Below are 15,990 nucleotides of genomic sequence, written 5' to 3' on the forward strand. Positions count from 1 at the left end.
CCTGGTGCCATCGCAGCGCCTCGCCGGCCGCCGGCCGCACTGAGGCGGTCGTCCCGGCGCCCTCTCGGCCCGTGATACCGTCCACGGTTCGCTGTCGTCTCGTCGACCTCCACCTCTCCGCCGATCTGGACCGCTCGCAGGAGCACCCCTCAGAGATCCCATGTCCGAAGCGCCCCTTCGCCGGTACTTTCAACTCCCCGAGGACGTCAAGACGGTGGACTTCGTCCACCAGATCGACCGCGCTGCCAGCGCCGAGCGCATCGAGCGGACCCTCGCCGAGTACCAGGTGACGCCGTCCATCGCGCGCAACCTCGATCGCGCGCTCGACAACGCCCGCAGGAGCCTCGCCGACAGGCGGAGCGTGTTCACCTGGATCCACGGCAGCTTCGGGTGCGGCAAGTCGCACTTCATGAACGTCCTGAGCCTGCTCCTCGCCGACGAGAAGGCCGTCTATTCGCTCCACCCCGAGCTCCAGGAGCACCGCGCGAAGTTCCACCCTGCCATCGTCGGCCGGAAGCTCTTCCGCCTGCACGTCCAGTGCATCAGCCGCCAGGCGACGACGCTCGAGGAGATCGTGCTCGGCGCGGCGGTCGAGGAGCTCGCGCGGCTCCACCCGGGCGCGCCGGCGCCGGCGCTCTTCGCGTCGCAGAAGCTCTTCGCGAGCGCGCAGCGCCTGCTCGCGGACCTGGGCGACGCGAGGTTCTTCGCGGCCTTCCCCTCGAACCAGGGCGCCTCGGACGACGACGGCGCCTGGGGCGACCTCGGGGGGGCGCGCTGGACCCGGCAGCGCTTCGAGGCGGCCCTCGCCGCGCCCGGCTCCAGGCAGGCGCGGGAGCTCGCGGGCGAGCTCGCGAGGACCCCCTGGTTCGAGGGCGTGGCGGCGAGCGCCGAGCTCGTGAGGCTCGGCCCGGGCCTGCAAATCCTGGCCGAGCACCTCCAAGGGCTCGGCTACGAGGGCGTCGTCCTCGTCCTCGACGAGCTCGTGTTGTGGCTCTCGACCTTCCAGGACCCGAGGAAGCTCTCCCTCGAGACGCCGAAGGTCTCGACCCTCGTCGAGCACGGCGACTACCCGCCTGCCTTGCCGTTCATCACCTTCGCCGCGCGGCAGCGCGACCTCTCGGAGATGGTCGGCAAGCTCGCGGTCGGCCGTGACGAGGTGATCTTCCGGGACCAGCTCTCGTTCTGGAAGGACCGATTCGAGACGATCTCGCTGGAGGACAAGGACCTGCCGCGCATCATCGAGAAGCGCGTCCTGCGCCCCTCAGGCCCGGAGGCCCGGGCGGAGATCGACGCGTCGTTCGCGTCCTGGAAGCGCGCCTTCGCGAAGGACTTCCGGCACCTCAACGGCAACCAGGGCGACGCCGACGACTTCCGGCGGGTGTATCCGTTCTCCCCCGCGCTCATCGAGGTGATGGTCGCCCTGAGCGCCACGCTGCAGCGGGACCGGACGGCGCTTCGGGAGCTGACGCACCTCCTCGTCCGCTACCTGCCCGACTTCGAGCTCGGGACGGTGGTGCCGGTCGGCGATCTCTTCGACGTCGTGGCGCACGGGCAGACCAGCGATCTGCCCGCGATCCAGCGATCGTATGAGCAGGCGCGGCGCATCTACGAGAACGACCTCCTGCCGCACATCCGCAAGAAGCAGAAGACCGACACGCCGGAGCGATGCCAGCTCCTGCGCGAGGACTTCGACGCCCGCCTCGGCTGCTCGGGCTGCCGGGAGAAGGCCTGCCGCAACCAGACGCGCATCGCCAAGACGGTGCTCCTCCAGGGCCTCGTGCCGAACACGCCGGTCCTGAAGGACCTGACGGCCTCGGGCCTCGTGTACCTGAACAGCGGCACCCTCAAGTCGCGCGTGCCCAACGAAGAGACCACCATGGCGACGGCGCTCGTCAAGGAGTGGGCCGGCGTGACGCCGGCGGTGCACGTCCGGGGCGACGCGAACCCCGAGGTGCGCGGGGTCCTCGACATCATCGACGTGCGCCGCATCCTCGACTTCTGCCGCGACCTCGACAACGAGCAGCGCCGGCGGATCCGCGTGCGCGACGTGCTGTTCGAGAAGATGGGCGTCTCGCGCAAGGACCAGGCCGGGCGCCGCACCGTCGAGTGGCGCGAGCGCAAGTGGGTGGTCGGGTTCGTCTACGACAACGTGCGGCTCGCGAACGACCACGTGTTCCGGCCCGGCGAGGACGAGGACGTGCGGGTCGTCCTCGATTACCCGTTCGACGAGGTCGGCCACGGGCCGCGGGAGGACGAGGAGCGCATCGCGCAGGTGCTCGACGGCCTCGCCGGGAAGGAGGCGGAGCGGGGCCTCGCCACGATCGTGTGGCTGCCGGCGTTCCTGGATGAGGACACGCGGCAAGTGCTCGCGGATCTCGTCATCATCGACGGGCTCGTCGACCTGCGGGACCAGGATCTCGCCACCCGCCTGCCGTTCGTGAGCATGGACGAGCTCGCGCGGGTGCGATCGACGCTGGAGCAGCAGCGAGAGCTCAAGAGCAAGCAGATCGAGAACGCGCTCGCGAGCGCGTACGGCCTGAGCCACGAGCACAACCAGCACCTCGCGCCGGGGCTCGCGCCCGACCGGCAGGTGCACTTGCTCCGGCGCGATGCCAGGCTGTCGGTGCCGGCCGGCGGCCTCTTCCAGAACGCGCTCGAGGCCGTGGTGAAGCAGGCGCTCGAGACGCGGGCGCCACGCCACCCGGTGTTCGGCAAGGGCAAGGTCCCGACGCGGCAGCGGCTCGAGGCGGTCCTGGAGCTCCTCGACCGCGTGCTCGAGACGCCCGACCGCCGGGCGCGCCTCGACCGGGCGCAGATCGAGGACCTGCGCGGGATCGCCGCGGCCGAGCACCTCGGCGTCGTGCGCATCATCGAGGAGGACGCGACCTACGCGGGTGGGATCCTGGACCAGATGGCGAAGAACCTCGCAAGCCACAAGGGGCCGCTGTCGGTGGCGGCGGTGCGCCGGGCGATCGATCCCGACGGGCTGATGGAGCTTTCGCGCGAGGTGGAGGACTTCCTGGTGCTCGCCTACGCGAAGGCCTCGGCGAAGCCGCTGCGGCTGCTCGCGCACGGGAACGCGGTCTCGGCGCTCGTCGGCAAGCTGGCCGACGACCTGTCGCTCGTGCCGGTGGAGCTCCCGGGCCAGGAGACCTGGCAAAGCGCGCTCCGCACGGCGGAGCTCTTCGGGATCACCCTGGGCAAGGCGCTCACGCCGGCGCGCGTGGACGAGCTCGCGAGCCGGGCGAAGAAGGCGGCGAGCGATCTGGTCGCCGCGCGGCTGGAGAGCGCGGTGGCGCTCCTCGCGGAGTGGCACCGCCTCGCTGGCCTGACGGCGCCCGCGGCGGCGACGCCCAGGGGCGCGGTGCTGGAGAAGCTCCGCGAGCTGACCTCTGCGGTGCTCTCGGCGCGCGACGCGGCGGGCATCGTCGAGGCGCTGGCGCGCACCCCGTGGGATCCGGCGCGCGCGACGGCCCTCACGCACATGGCCGGGCCGAAGGAGGTCGACGCGCTGGTCCAGACCCTGAAGTCGGAGAGCCTCAAGGCGCCGATCGCCGGAGGACACAAACTGGAGGCGGAGCCCGCCCGGGGGCCGGACGTCCGACCGGTGATGGAGCGCGTGCGGCAGGCGCTCCAGTGGGACGAGAACGTCGAGGCGCTGCGCCCGGTCCTCGAGCGGGAGGCGACGCAGCTCACGCGGCTCCTCTTCGAGGTGAAGCCGCCGCCGGCGCCGCCGCCGCCGTTGCCCCCGCCGGCGAATCCGCCGTCGCCGCCGACGCCGGACCCGCGGGGGGTCGATCCAGAGCTGCCGGCCGAGGCGCTGCCGTCCTTCGACGTCGCGCGCCCGGACCCGCCGGAGGTGGGTTCATCGGAGGAGCACACGCTCGCGAACGTCGGCGATGTCGAGCGCCTGGTCGCCGCGCTCCGCGCGAAGCTCGGGGCCGGCAAGCGGCTCCGCGTCACCATCGAGGTCCTCGGCGGAGGCAAAGGGTGACGGCGGCGTCTGCGGCCGCGACGCCCGACGTCGTATCGTTCGCGCCCGAGGCGCCGGCCCTCTCGTGCGAGCTCATCAGGAAGGAGCTCGAGCTGCTCCACCAGCGCCAGCACCGCACGTACCGCACCGCCATCTTCGCTTCCCTCGCGGAGCCTGCCGGGGACGGCGCGCTCCTCGACGTCACGCTGCGCGGCGAGGCGGTGCGCTTCCGCGTGATCGACACCTCCGGGGAGCTCGATCTCCGGCGGAAGCTCGCGCGAGAGGACGGAGAGGCGTCGGTGTACATCGTGCCGTTCGCGCGCCAGCTCCCGCGCGACCTCGAGGCGGTGTTCGCGAGCGGGCGGCTCTGTTGGCCGCAGGTCGAGTGGCTCCTGCCGGGGCGGTTCGGCGCGAAGAGCGGGACGCCGCGCCTCCTCGGCAGCAAGCTGCGCAGCGTGGTGCAGCGCGAGGGGACGCGGGCTTACGCGCGCGGGGAGGCCCCGAGCATCGACCTCGACGACGCGTGGCTCGTCTTCCTGAGGGATCGGCTGGGAATCGAGGGCCTGGAGACCGAAGCGCAGCTCTTCGCGGCGACGCTGCTCGACCGGGAGCACCGGGGGAAGGCGCTCGCGGCGCTCCTCGCGCAGGTCAAGGAGGCCCGGGAGGAGCTCGCCGCGGTCCTCGCGCGCCGCATGGGGCCGAGCGCCCCGCGCGTGCTGTCGGCGTGGCTGAACGACGCCGGCGTGGAGCTCGCGGCGATGGCCGTCGTCGGGGAGGCGGCCCGGGCGGCGCTGAGCGAGAGGCAGGGAGAGGCCTTCAACCTGCTCACCACGGTGATCGAAATCCGCGTGCTCCAGTCGCCCGGGCACGCGCTCCGGCACGTGCGCGACGAAGGCATGGCCGCCCTCGCCAGGGCGCTCGTCGATCTCGGCTACCTGGTGCCGCTCGTGTGGCAGAAGCTCGACGGGCCCGGGAACGACGCGCTGCGCCGGGCAATCCTGGGCGAGGCCGAGGCGCTGCTCGCTGGGGAGCACGTGCGGCCGCACGCGCTCGGGTCGAACCGCCTTCCGTTCGTCTTCGCGCATCGGTGCAAGGCGTTCGTCGGGGCGCTCGAGGCGGCCGCCAGCGCGCCGGATGGGGCGAACGCGGGGCGCGCCATCGACGCCGTGACCCGGGCCGCCGTCGACTTGCTGGCGCACGACGCGGCGCGCGGCGATGCGGCGCTCGAGGAGCAGGTCGAGATGGCGGCGCGCCTCGCGGCCTTCCTGGGCGAGCCGGTGGCGAGAGGCGCGGCAGCGCAGCCGGAGGAGGCCTGGCCGCCGCAGGCGGAGGTGATCGGCCTGGCGGCGTTCCAGGCCGAGGTGGGCGCCTACGTTGACTGGGCGCGCCAGACGGTGCGCACCGACGGCTCGGGGCCCCTCGGGAAGGGCCTGCAGCGACTCGTCGTCGCGGTCGACCGGGTACGCGATGTGCTCGATGCCCGGTTTGCGCGGGCCTATGCGCGGCTCGTCGGCAAGAAGGGGGATCGCGGGGTCCTGCGCGGGGCGGTGCGGCTTCCGGACGGGCGGAGCGCGGAGGTCGTGCTCATTGAGGACGCGCTCGCGCGGATGGGGCTGGACCTGCTCGAGCGCAGCAAGGACCTTCGGCTGCTCGTCCTGTGCATGGACGGGATGAGCGGGGCGAACCTCGCCGAGCTCTGGGCATCGTTCGACGGTTCGGCGCCCTCGGCCGGCGCGGGATGGGGGTCCGCGTCCTCGGCCCCCTCGGTCGTGCGCACGTCGTTCGTCCCGGTATCGCGCGGGCGTCGCGTGCCGGTGCTCGCCCATGTGCCCACGATCACGAAGCTGAGCCGGAGCGCGCTGTTCGCGGGCCGAGCGCTCGTCCCGGGCGAGAGCCTCGATACGGGGCGGGACGGCGACCGGCTGGCGCAGCACCCGGCGATCCAGCGCATCGGAGAGGTGCCGATCGTCCTGCTGAAGGGCGACGTCCTCGGCCAGGGAGGCGGGCTCTCGGACGACGCCTCGCGCATCGTGAAGGGCGATCGTCGCGTGGTGGCGGTCGTGGTGAACGCCATCGACGACCAGCTCAAGGGCTCGGCGCAGCTCCACGTGCCCCTGTCGGCGGAGCGCATCCGACCGCTCAGGGCGCTCCTTGAGGCCGCCGAGAGCACGGGGCGCCTCGTGCTGCTCGTAAGCGATCACGGCAACGTCAGGTCGCTGCGCCTGATCGGGGCCGCGGTGCGGAGCGCGGGCAAGGAGATCGAGGGGGCGGAGCGCGGGGCGCGGTACCGCGCCCTGGGGCCGTCGGACACCGCGGCGCCTGACGAGATCGAGCTGCCGGCCGGCCCGCTGGCCATGCCGAAGGGGGCGGACCGCGTCGCGGTCGCCGTCCACGAGACGTTGCGCTACACCTCGATGACGCACGCCGGCGAGCACGGGGGCGCGAGCCTCGCCGAGGTCGTGGCGCCCGCGGTGCTGCTCGCGCCGCGCGGGCTCCTGCCCGAGCTTGAGGCGCTCGACGTGCACGAGGCGCCGCTCGACCCGCCGGCGTTCTGGCATCCCGAGCGCGCCCGGGCCGCACGCGACGCAGCGGCCGCCACGCCTGCGGCGGCGCCGCTGCCCGCGCTCACCGTGACCGCACCGGCGCCGAGGACGGGCCCGGCGCAGGTCGCGTTGCCATTCGAGGCGCCTCGAACGGCGGCGCCGCCAGAACTCGCCGAGGGGCTGTTCAAGACCAGGCTCTTCCGCCAGCAGATCATCGGGATCCCGGAGACCGAGCAGCCGAGGGTGAAGGACGCGATCGCGCTGCTCGTGCGCAACGGGGGCCGGATGACGTGGGACGCTTTCGCGGTGGCGCTCAAGATCGACGCGGCGGGCACGAGCGTCCGCGTTCCGGGGTTCATGAGCCGCGTCGAGCGGGTGCTCAACCTCGATCAGGAGCCCGTGATCGAGATGGACCGGAAGAGCCAGACCATCACGCTCGACGAACGCCTGCTCCGGGCCATTTTCATGGAGGACGAGGGTGGCTGAGCTCGATCTCCCCTCGAGGGCCCGGCGCAAGGACATCGTGCATGCGCTCCGGACAGGCACCGTCCCCGAGAAGGGCCTCGAATACCTGGCCGTCGGTCTGGATCGCTTCGAGAAGGCCATCGTCGAGGAGCTCAAGGAGTGCACGACGGGGCGCAGCCGCTTCAAGGCGGTGCGCGGCGACTACGGCGCTGGCAAGACGTTCTTCTCGCGGTACTTCGCTGCCCGGGCGCTCGCGCTCGACATGGCCGTTACCGAGGTGCAGGTGAGCGAGGTCGACACGCCGCTTTACCGGCTCGAGACGGTTTATCGACGCGCGCTCGAGCACCTGAGGACCAAGGAGCGCGATCGAGGGGCGTTCCGGCAGCTCGTCGAGCGGTGGTTCTTCGATATCGAGGAGGAGGTGTTGGCCGCGGAGCCTGGGCTCTCGTCGAACACCCAGCGCTTCCACGAGCGCGTCGCCGAGCGGCTCGAGGAGCGGCTGGCCGCGGTCGCCGAGGACCAGCCGGCCTTCTCCTCGGCGCTTCGTGGGGCGCACCGGGCGCGCCTGGAGGAGGACGACGCGACCTTCGATGGGCTGATCGCCTGGTTGATGGGACAGCCGCACGTCGCGGGCTCGGTCAAGCGGAAGGCAAGCCTGAAGGCCGATCTGGATCACACCGGCGCGCTCGCGTTCCTCCGGGGGCTGCTCCTGCTGCTCAAGCAGACGGGGCGGCCGGGGCTCATGTTCGTGCTCGACGAGGTCGAGACGATTCAGCGGGCGCGGGGCGACAGCCGCGAGAAGAGCCTGAACGCGCTACGGCAGCTCCTCGATGCTATGGCGCGCGGCGATTACCCGGGGCTGTTCTTGCTGATCACAGGAACCCCCGCCTTTTTCGATGGCTTCCAGGGGGTCCAGCGCGCGCCGGCGCTCGCCGCGCGGCTTCATACCGACTTCGACGAGGAGCCGCGCTTCGACAACCCAAAGGCCGTTCAGGTCCGCCTGCTGGCCTTCGACGAGGAGCGCCTGGTCGACGTGGCGAAGCGGGTCCGGTCGCTCTACCCGGCCGACCACCCCGAGCGCGTCCAGGCGAAGGTGACCGACGAGGTACTGCGCGCGCTGGCGCGCAGCGTCACGGGGAAGCTGGGGCAGAGGACAGGCATCGCCCCGCGTCTCTTCCTGAAGAAGCTCGTCGACCGCGTCCTCGATCGCGTCGACCAGTTCGAGGACTTCGAGCCGGCCGAGCACTTGGATCTGAAGATCTCGGCGACGGAGATGACGGCCGAGGAGGCCGCGGCGGCCGGGGTGGCGAAGGGCCCGGAGGACATCGGGCTCGATCTGGGCGGCGCGAGCCCGGGCGGAGAGGGAGATGGCTGACCAGGCGACCTCGGGCGCCTTCGATCGCCTGAGCGCGGCCGTCCGATACCATATCGTCCACACTCTCGGCTTCTCGGAGCTGCGTCCGGTGCAAGAGCTCACCGCGCACGCGATCCTCGACGGCGACAACTGCGTCGTGTTGGCGCCGACGGCGGGCGGCAAGACCGAGGCGGCGTTCCTGCCGCTGCTCTCGCGCATGCACGTGGAGGACTGGGCCTCGCCGAGCGTGCTCTACCTGAGCCCGATCAAGGCGCTGCTCAACAACCAAGAGCCGCGGCTCACGCGGCTCGCGGGCATGATGTCGCGCCGCGTGTTCAAGTGGCACGGCGACGTCGGCGCGGGCGCGCGGGGGCGCTTCGCGCAGGAGCCGGCGGACATCCTCATGACCACGCCCGAGTCGCTCGAGGTGATGCTTGTGAGCAGCCGCGTCCCGAGCCGCAGGCTGTTCCGCGGCCTTCAAGCGGTGGTCATCGACGAGGTGCACGCCTTTGCTGCCGACGATCGCGGCGCACATTTGGTCTCGGTGCTGGAGCGCCTCCAGCGCCACGCCAGGCGGGATATCCAGCGGATCGGGCTATCGGCCACGGTGGGTAACCCGCTGGAGATCCTGGCATGGCTGACGGGAACCAGCCGCCGCGCGGCGCGCCTCGTGGATCCGCCGAAGCGTCCCTCGTCGCCCGAGGTGCGCCTCGACTGGGTGGCGAGCCTGCCGAACGCGGCGAAGGTGATCTCGCAGCTCGACGTGGGGAAGAAGAGGCTCGTTTTCCTGGACAGCCGACGCCGCGTCGAGCAGCTCGGCGAGGCGCTCCAGGCGACGGGGGTGAGCACTTTTCTTATGCACTCGTCCCTATCGGCGGACGAGCGCCGCCAGGCGGAGCGCGCCTTCGAGTCCGGGCGCGATTGCGTCATCGTGGCGACATCCACGATGGAGCTCGGGATCGATATCGGAGATCTCGACGCGGTGTACCAGATCGACGCACCTTCCGCGGTGGCGAGCTTTCTCCAGAGGATGGGCCGAACCGGCCGCCGCGCGGGATCGGCGCAGGGCGCGACCATCCTCTGCACGAAGGAGAGCGATCTCGCGCTTTCGGCAGCGCTCCTGCGGCTATGGTCCAGCGGTTACGTCGAGCCGGTGCAACCCGAGCGCGCGGCGTTCCATGTGCTCGCGCAGCAGCTCCTTGCCCTGTGCCTTCAGGAAGGCGGTGTCCCCGTGACTGACTGGTGGGCATGGATCGCGGGGGCAGGATGCTTTGCAGACGTGACGGAGCGCGAGCGTGAGCTGCTGCTGGCTCGGATGCTATCCGCCGGGATCCTCGTCTTGACGGAGGGGCGGCTGATCCTCGGAACCAGAGGTGAAGCGCTCTATGCGCGGAGGAATTTTCAGGCGCTTTATGCCGTGTTCGAGGCACCGGCATCCATCGACGTCATGTGGGGGCAGCGCAACGTCGGGTCGGTCGACGCGGTGTTCGTGCAGGCCCTGCCGCAGGATAGCTGCTTCGTCCTCGGGGGGCGCCCCTGGCAGATCATCCGTATTGACTGGAAGAAGGGGGTCTGTGACGTCGTACCCGCGCCGGACGGGCGGCACCTGAACTGGCTCGGCAAGCCGAGACTCATCGCGCGACGGCTGTGCGAGGAGCTCCGCCGGACGCTGCTCGACAGCGCGGAGGACAAATGGTGGACGAGCCGCGCCACGGCTGCGATGCGGGCCGAGCGCGCCGGCCATGCATTCCTTGCAGATGAACCCATGCCCATGGTGGAGGGGGCGAACGAGATCGTGTGGCACACGTTTATGGGCGGGAGGGCAAACAACCTGATTGCCAGGCTGCTCGAGGAGCGACTCGGCCCCCACGTGACGCCGGGCAATCTCGCCATCAAGCTCCGGGGCGATGCGATGCGATCGGTCGTGGCTGTTCGTGAGGCCGCCCGCGCTTTGCTGGCGCCCGGCGCGATCAGCGAAGCGGATGCGGTACGGCATGCGGCCTCCTGCGCCCGAGAGCCGCTGTCGAAATTTCAGCCGTGCCTACCCGAGGAGCTTGAGCTCAGGTTTCTGGCGCGGAGGCTTGTGGAGACGCCCTGGATGCCTGCACTGGAGAGGCGGGACTGAGCCGTCCCGGAGCTGTCCTCACGCCGGGACAAGCTGTCGTGACCCTCGTGCCGCGAGATCGGCACGCTCCATCCCGAAATAACGCTCGGCGGATGGCCTCCTCCAGCCCGTTGCGCTCTCCCCTCAGGCTCTCCTGCGCCCCGGCGGGATCAGGTATCCGCAGCTCCGCCCGAACCACCGCAGCACGTCGAGCGACGACAGGATGCCCACCACCTTGCCGTCGTCCGAGACGATCGGCAGCCGGTGCACGCCCTCGTAGGCCATCAGCGACGCGGCCTGCCGGATGCTCGCGCTCTCGTGCAGCTGCACCACGACGGGCGTCATCACGTCGCGCGCGGTGACCTTGACGGGCTCGTACACGTGGAAGCCCTGCTCCATGTCGAGCGGCGCGACGTCGTCCGGGTGCAAGCTCATCCGCTCGGATTCCTCGGTATCGCCGCGCTCCTCGGCCGCCCGGAGCACGTCGGCCCGCGACACCATGCCGACCGGCTTGCCGTCCGCATCCACGACCGGCATCCCGCTGATCCCGTGGCGGATGAGCAGGGCCGCGATCTCGTCGACCGTGACCTCCGGCCGCACGCAGATGACGTCCCGGCTCATGATCCCGGCGAGCGGCGCCGCCGGATTCACGTGCTGACCCACCCCGGCCAGCGGGTCCGCGCTCCCCATGGCCGACATCGCGCGCTCGGTATGGCAGACGACCGACGTCGTGCGCGACGCCGCGTCGAAATGCAGCGCGTGGAACCGACGGCACGATTCGCACTCGGGCACCGTGGCCGACCGCTCCTTGAGCGGGCAATAAACGGTCGCGACGACCGACGCCTCGCCGTCGTCTCCAACGATGCGCGCGCTGCGGATCGCGTGCTGCGGGATGGGGTGCTCTCCGTTGATCGGTCCAAGGGTCGTCATCGTCATCTCTCCGCTCGCCTCCGCGGCCTTCGCTTCGAGGCGCGCCCTGCGTTGAGCACCGCCCGTGCCACGCCCGAGCGCCCCGGAACGCCGCGGCAGGGCGGCAGGCCCCGAGCGCCGCGCCCGCGCCGCCGCGCGCCGTTTGCGCCGCGACGAAAGGCATGCACGCCCCGCGCGCCGCGCGCGGAGGTCCGCCGCGCGCGGGGCGACGCGCCCAGCGCGCGAGTCGCCCGCTCTCCGCCTTCGGAGCGCATGGCAGGGCCCGCCGCTCGCCGCCTTTCGGAGCGCATGGCACGGCCCATGCGAACCCTGCGAGCAGCGCGCGCGGCGTGCCGAGAGGCGCGCCGCGCAGCACGCCGGGCAGAGCAGGGTAACCCGCCCGGACTGGCAACGAGGCTGAGGAGGACGTCATGTCGAGCGTGGGCGCAACGGGTCGGTTCATCGTCGTGGTCGGGATCGACTTCTCGGATCTGAGCAACCGCGCGCTCGATCAGGCGCTCGATTCCGCCTGCTGCCGCGACAACGCGGAGGTGCACGGGGTCTACGTCGAGCCCGAGAGCTGGGTCGGCGTCGGGCTCTCGCGGGCGCCGGCGGCGGCCACCAAGCCCGACGTGGCGCTCCAGCAGCTCCAGGCGCGCGCGAGCGAGCGCGTCCGCGCCCTGGGCGCCAAGCTCGACGGCAGGCGGCTCAAGCGCGTCGTCGTCCACTTCCGCCGCGGCGATGCGGCCGGGAACATCGCTCAGCTCGCCGCCGACCTCGACGCCGACCTCGTGGTCGTCGGCTCGCACGGCCACCGCGGGCTCGAGCGGCTGCTCCTCGGCTCGGTCGCCGAGCGCGTCGCCCGGCTCGCGCGCTGCCCGGTGTGGATCGTGCGGCCGAAGGATCACGCGACCGCCGGCCGGGTGCCCGAGATCGAGCCGCCTTGCCCCGAGTGCGTGAAGCGCCGGCAGGAGACCGGCGCCGCCGATCTCTGGTGCGCGCGCCACTCGGAGCATCACGTCCGGCCCCACCGCTACTCGTACGCGACAAACGGGGTCTACGCGACGTCGAGCGCCGCCTACCACGCGACGCCCGAAGGGAATTGATCGCGATCGAGAGGCGAGCCCGACGAGGTTGCGCACCTGCGGGGTAAGACCCCGACATCCTGTCCTGTGAACGCCGGACGAACGGCGCATTCAAGCGTCGAAGGTCGAAGAGCGCGCCGCCGCTCCCTCGCGTTCGACCTCATCGGACGGCGGCCCCCGCCGCGCGCCGGCGTATTGACGCTGCGCTGCCAGCGGAGAATATACCGTGTCATGAAGCGGTCCTGCATCGCCGTGGCGGCTCTCGCGATCTCGCTCTCCGCGTCCGCCGCGGCACAGCCGGTGAAGCTGTTCGTGCTCGCGGGCCAGTCCAACATGGTCGGCTACGGCGTGGGCACCGCTTTGCCGGCCGAGCTCCAGAGCCAGCCCGACATCTGGTACGACCACCACAACCCCGACGCGCGCGAGGGGGGGCCGTACGCCGCGGCGACGAGCACCGACTGGGGGCCGCTCGAGCCGAAGGGCGAGGCGCGCCGCTACGGGCCGGAGATCACGTTCGGCCACGCGATGGCGGCGGCGTACCCCGAGCACCGGATCGCGATCGTGAAGCTGGCGCAGGGGGGCACGAACCTTGTCGACCACTGGGGGCGCGGGCTGGGGCCGGATCCGGAGGTGCTCTACAAATCGCAGCTCTACCACGCGCTCCTCGGCAAGCTGGACTCCGCGACGTACACAGGCGATCGCGCCCTCCGCTACCCGGAAGAGCCGACGCGGCTCGACAACGCCCTGGCGCGGCTCGAGTCGGAGGGGCACGACGTCGAGATCGCCGGGCTCCTCTGGATGCAGGGCGAGAACGAGGCGGGGTGGGCGGCCGCGTTCACCTACGGCGACACGCTGCGCGGCTTCATCGCGGCGATCCGCGAGGATCTCGGCGCGCCCGGGCTCCCGGTCGTGCTCGGCCGGATCAGCGACAACCTCTACCCGGCGAACGGCGGGCCGATCGCCGCCGGCAAAGAGGCGAACATCGACGCCGTGCGCGCGGCGCAGGTGGCCGTGGCCGAGGAAGACCCTCGGGTCGCGTGGGTCGACACGGACGACTTCGCCCCGCGGCGGGCCGACGATACGTGGCATTTCGACTCCGCCGCGTACCAGCTCCTCGGCGAGCGCTTCGCCGAGGCGTACCTCGCGCTGGTCGGCGAGACGGGCTCGCCGGGCGCCTCGTCGGCGAACAGCGCCGCGAGCGCGGGCGCGGGGGGAGGGGGCGGCGCGGCGGGGGCGAGCGGGAGCTCCGTGTCGTCGGCGAGCGGCGCCGCGAGCGCGGGCGTGGGCGGGGGCGGCGCGGCGGGAGCGAGCGGGAGCTCGGTGTCGTCGGCGAGCGGCGCCGCGAGCACGGGCGTGGGCGGGGGCGGCGCGGCGGGGGCGAGCGGGAGCGCGGCGGCCGCGGGCAGCGCCGGGAGCGCGGCCGGACCGAGCGGGGCCGCGCCCGGGGGCGCCGGCGGTAGCAGCAGCGGCTGCGGCTGCCGGGCGGCCGGGGTCCCGGGCCAGGGGCCGACGGCGGCGGCGCTCGCGCTGATCGCGCTGGCGGCATTGCGACGGCGCCGCCGGAGCGGGCGCGAGCCCGGCTGAACCGGGGCTCGCCGCCTCAGGGAGGAGGTCGCAGAGGCCCGCCATCGCGTTGGACGGGCCCTCTGCGGGTGCTCAGCGCCGCTGGGTCAGCCCTACAGGCAGAGGCCAGCGCTGCACACGTAGCCGTCGCGGCAGTCGTCCGTCGTCCCGCACTCGGCGATGCAGGCGCTGTTGCCCTCACTGTCCGAGTCGCAGTAGCCGCCGCCGGCGCAGTCGTCGGCCCCGGGCGTGCACGGGCCCGTGCAGTACCCGCCCGGCCAGCCATCGGCTTCGGTGAAGCAGTAGCCGCCGGCGCAGTCGAAGTCAGTGGCGCAAGCGTCGCCGTCGGCGCCATCGCCCGCCGGCGGGTCGCAGTAGCCAAGGGCATTGCAGACGTACCCGTCCGAGCACTGAGCGTCGCTGGTGCAGGCCGGGTAGCAGGTATTGTCGGCGTCACAGATGTAGCCGCCGCGGCAGTCGCTGTCCGTCGTGCACGCGGTGAGGCAGATGCCGGTGGTGTCGCCCGGCTCCATGTAACAGGTGCCACCGCCGGTGCACTCGGTGTCGAGGCCGCAGAAGCCCGAACAGTAGCCGCCCGGAAAGCCGTACTCGGCCTGGGAGATGCACCAGTCACCCGTGCAATCTCCGTCATCCGCGCAAGCGCTGCCATCGGGGCTCGCCGGCGCCCCGCAGAACCCATCGTCGGCGCACGTCCCCGCCTCCGGGCACTGCGCGTCGCTTGTGCAGCCCGGCCAGCAGGTGTCGTCGGTGTCGCACATGTAGCCGTCGCGGCAGTCGTCCGCTGTCTCGCACGGGGCGACGCACATGCTGAAGGTGGTGAGGGCGATGCAGACGCCGCCGCCGGCACAGTCGCTGTCCGTGTTGCAGGCGCCGGTACAGTGCCCGGATGGGAAGCCGACCCCCACCTCATCAAAGCAGACGCCGCTGGCGCACTCGTCATCGGCGACGCAGGCAGCGCCGTCGGCAAGGGGCTCGCCGCCGCCTCCGGTGGTGACGGAAGTCGTGGAGGTCGTTGCGGAGGTGGTGGAGGTGACGCTGCCGCCGCCGTCGCCTCCGGCGCCTGTAGTCGCGGAAGTGGTGGAGGTGACGCTGCCGCCGCCGTCGCCGCCGGCGCCGGTGGTCGCGGAGGTGGTGGAGGTGACGCTGCCGCCGCCGTCGCCGCCGGTACCGGTGGTGGCGGAGGTGGTGGAGGTGACGCTGCCGCCGCCGTCGCCGCCGGCGCCTGTGGTGGCGGAGGTGGTGGAGGTGACGCCGCCGCCGCCGTCGCCGCCGGCGCCGGTGGTCGCGGAGGTGGTGGAGGTGACGCTGCCGCCGCCGCCGCCGTCGCCGCCAGTGCCGGAGGTCGTGGAGGCGACGCTGCCGCCACCACCGCCGGTGCCGCCGCCCTGGCCGCCGGTGCCGCCGCCCTGGCCGCCGGTGCCGCCGCCCTGGCCGCCGGTGCCGCCGCCCTGGCCGCCGGTGCCGCCGCCCTGGCCGCCGGTGCCGCCGCCGTCGCCGCCGGTGCCGCCGCCGTCGCCTCCCTCGCCGCCAGTTCCCGCCGTCGTGCTGCCGCTGGTCGTCGTGCTGCCGCTGCCTCCGCTCCCCGGGGCCGGGTCGTCATCGCCGCACGCCGCGGTCACCAAGCTCAACGCAAAGAGGCACACCAAAGATCGCATCTTCATCCGCTGCTCTCCAGCCGGTAGGGGTCCAGTGACGCGGTGCCGGCCGTCGGAGGCGAGGCGCCGCAGCGCGATGGGCGCACGCGCATCTTCTGTCGAAACGACACGGATGCCAACGGCTCTTTTCGCGCCGTGTCCGCTCTTCCCCGCGGAGAGCACCCGGAAACGCCGCGCTCGATCGACGCCGCTCTCACCCCGCCCCCGCCGGCCCCGTTCAGCGCAGCTTTTCGACGGCGACCGCGCGGGATTGTCGAGTCCGCTCCACGCCGCGCGCAGCACGCATTGCGGGCAGCAGCGTCGTTTTCTCGTCTGCCG

At 72.4% G+C, this 15,990-nt stretch carries 8 protein-coding genes; 6 read left to right on the plus strand and 2 right to left on the minus strand.

Annotated features, from left to right (window positions below; all coding sequences use genetic code 11):
- Window positions 1-160: 160 nt before the first annotated feature.
- Genes WMF33_RS19890 through WMF33_RS19905 form a run of 4 tightly spaced genes read left to right on the plus strand, consistent with a single transcriptional unit; the run spans window position 161 to window position 10,460 of the window.
- The gene (locus WMF33_RS19890) at window positions 161-3,994 is read left to right on the plus strand and encodes a DUF6079 family protein (protein WP_437338612.1); all 3,834 of its coding nucleotides are present in this window, start codon (window positions 161-163) and stop codon (window positions 3,992-3,994) included.
- On the plus strand, window positions 3,991-7,002 hold the full coding sequence (gene pglZ, locus WMF33_RS19895) for a BREX-2 system phosphatase PglZ (protein WP_437338613.1): 3,012 nt from the start codon (window positions 3,991-3,993) through the stop codon (window positions 7,000-7,002). The genes WMF33_RS19890 and pglZ overlap by 4 nt, the downstream gene beginning before the upstream one ends.
- Window positions 6,995-8,356 carry a BREX system ATP-binding protein BrxD gene (gene brxD, locus WMF33_RS19900; RefSeq protein WP_437338614.1) on the plus strand — a complete coding sequence of 454 codons (1,362 nt, stop codon included), beginning with the start codon at window positions 6,995-6,997 and terminating at the stop codon, window positions 8,354-8,356. Before pglZ ends, brxD begins: the two co-directional genes overlap by 8 nt.
- Entirely contained in the window at window positions 8,349-10,460 is a 2,112-nt protein-coding gene (locus tag WMF33_RS19905; protein ID WP_437338615.1) for a DEAD/DEAH box helicase, read from the plus strand. Before brxD ends, WMF33_RS19905 begins: the two co-directional genes overlap by 8 nt.
- A 123-nt stretch (window positions 10,461-10,583) precedes the next feature.
- Here WMF33_RS19905 and WMF33_RS19910 read toward each other — a convergent pair whose 3' ends face one another.
- The gene (locus WMF33_RS19910; RefSeq protein ID WP_437338616.1) at window positions 10,584-11,369 is read right to left on the minus strand and encodes a CBS domain-containing protein; all 786 of its coding nucleotides are present in this window, start codon (window positions 11,367-11,369) and stop codon (window positions 10,584-10,586) included.
- A 410-nt stretch (window positions 11,370-11,779) separates the two neighbouring features.
- Between WMF33_RS19910 and WMF33_RS19915 the strand changes: the two genes are divergently transcribed.
- Both WMF33_RS19915 and WMF33_RS19920 read left to right on the plus strand, forming a co-directional pair.
- Entirely contained in the window at window positions 11,780-12,454 is a 675-nt protein-coding gene (locus WMF33_RS19915; RefSeq protein WP_437338617.1) for a universal stress protein, read from the plus strand.
- A gap of 210 nt (window positions 12,455-12,664) precedes the next feature.
- On the plus strand, window positions 12,665-14,017 hold the full coding sequence (locus WMF33_RS19920; protein WP_437338618.1) for a sialate O-acetylesterase: 1,353 nt from the start codon (window positions 12,665-12,667) through the stop codon (window positions 14,015-14,017).
- A 92-nt stretch (window positions 14,018-14,109) separates the two neighbouring features.
- Here the strand turns inward: WMF33_RS19920 and WMF33_RS19925 are convergent, their stop codons facing one another.
- Entirely contained in the window at window positions 14,110-15,678 is a 1,569-nt protein-coding gene (locus tag WMF33_RS19925) for a hypothetical protein (RefSeq protein ID WP_437338619.1), read from the minus strand.
- Between the last annotated feature and the right edge of the window lie 312 nt (window positions 15,679-15,990).

Source organism: Sorangium sp. So ce394 (assembly GCF_051474665.1).
Lineage (GTDB): Bacteria > Myxococcota_A > Polyangia > Polyangiales > Polyangiaceae > Sorangium > Sorangium cellulosum_D.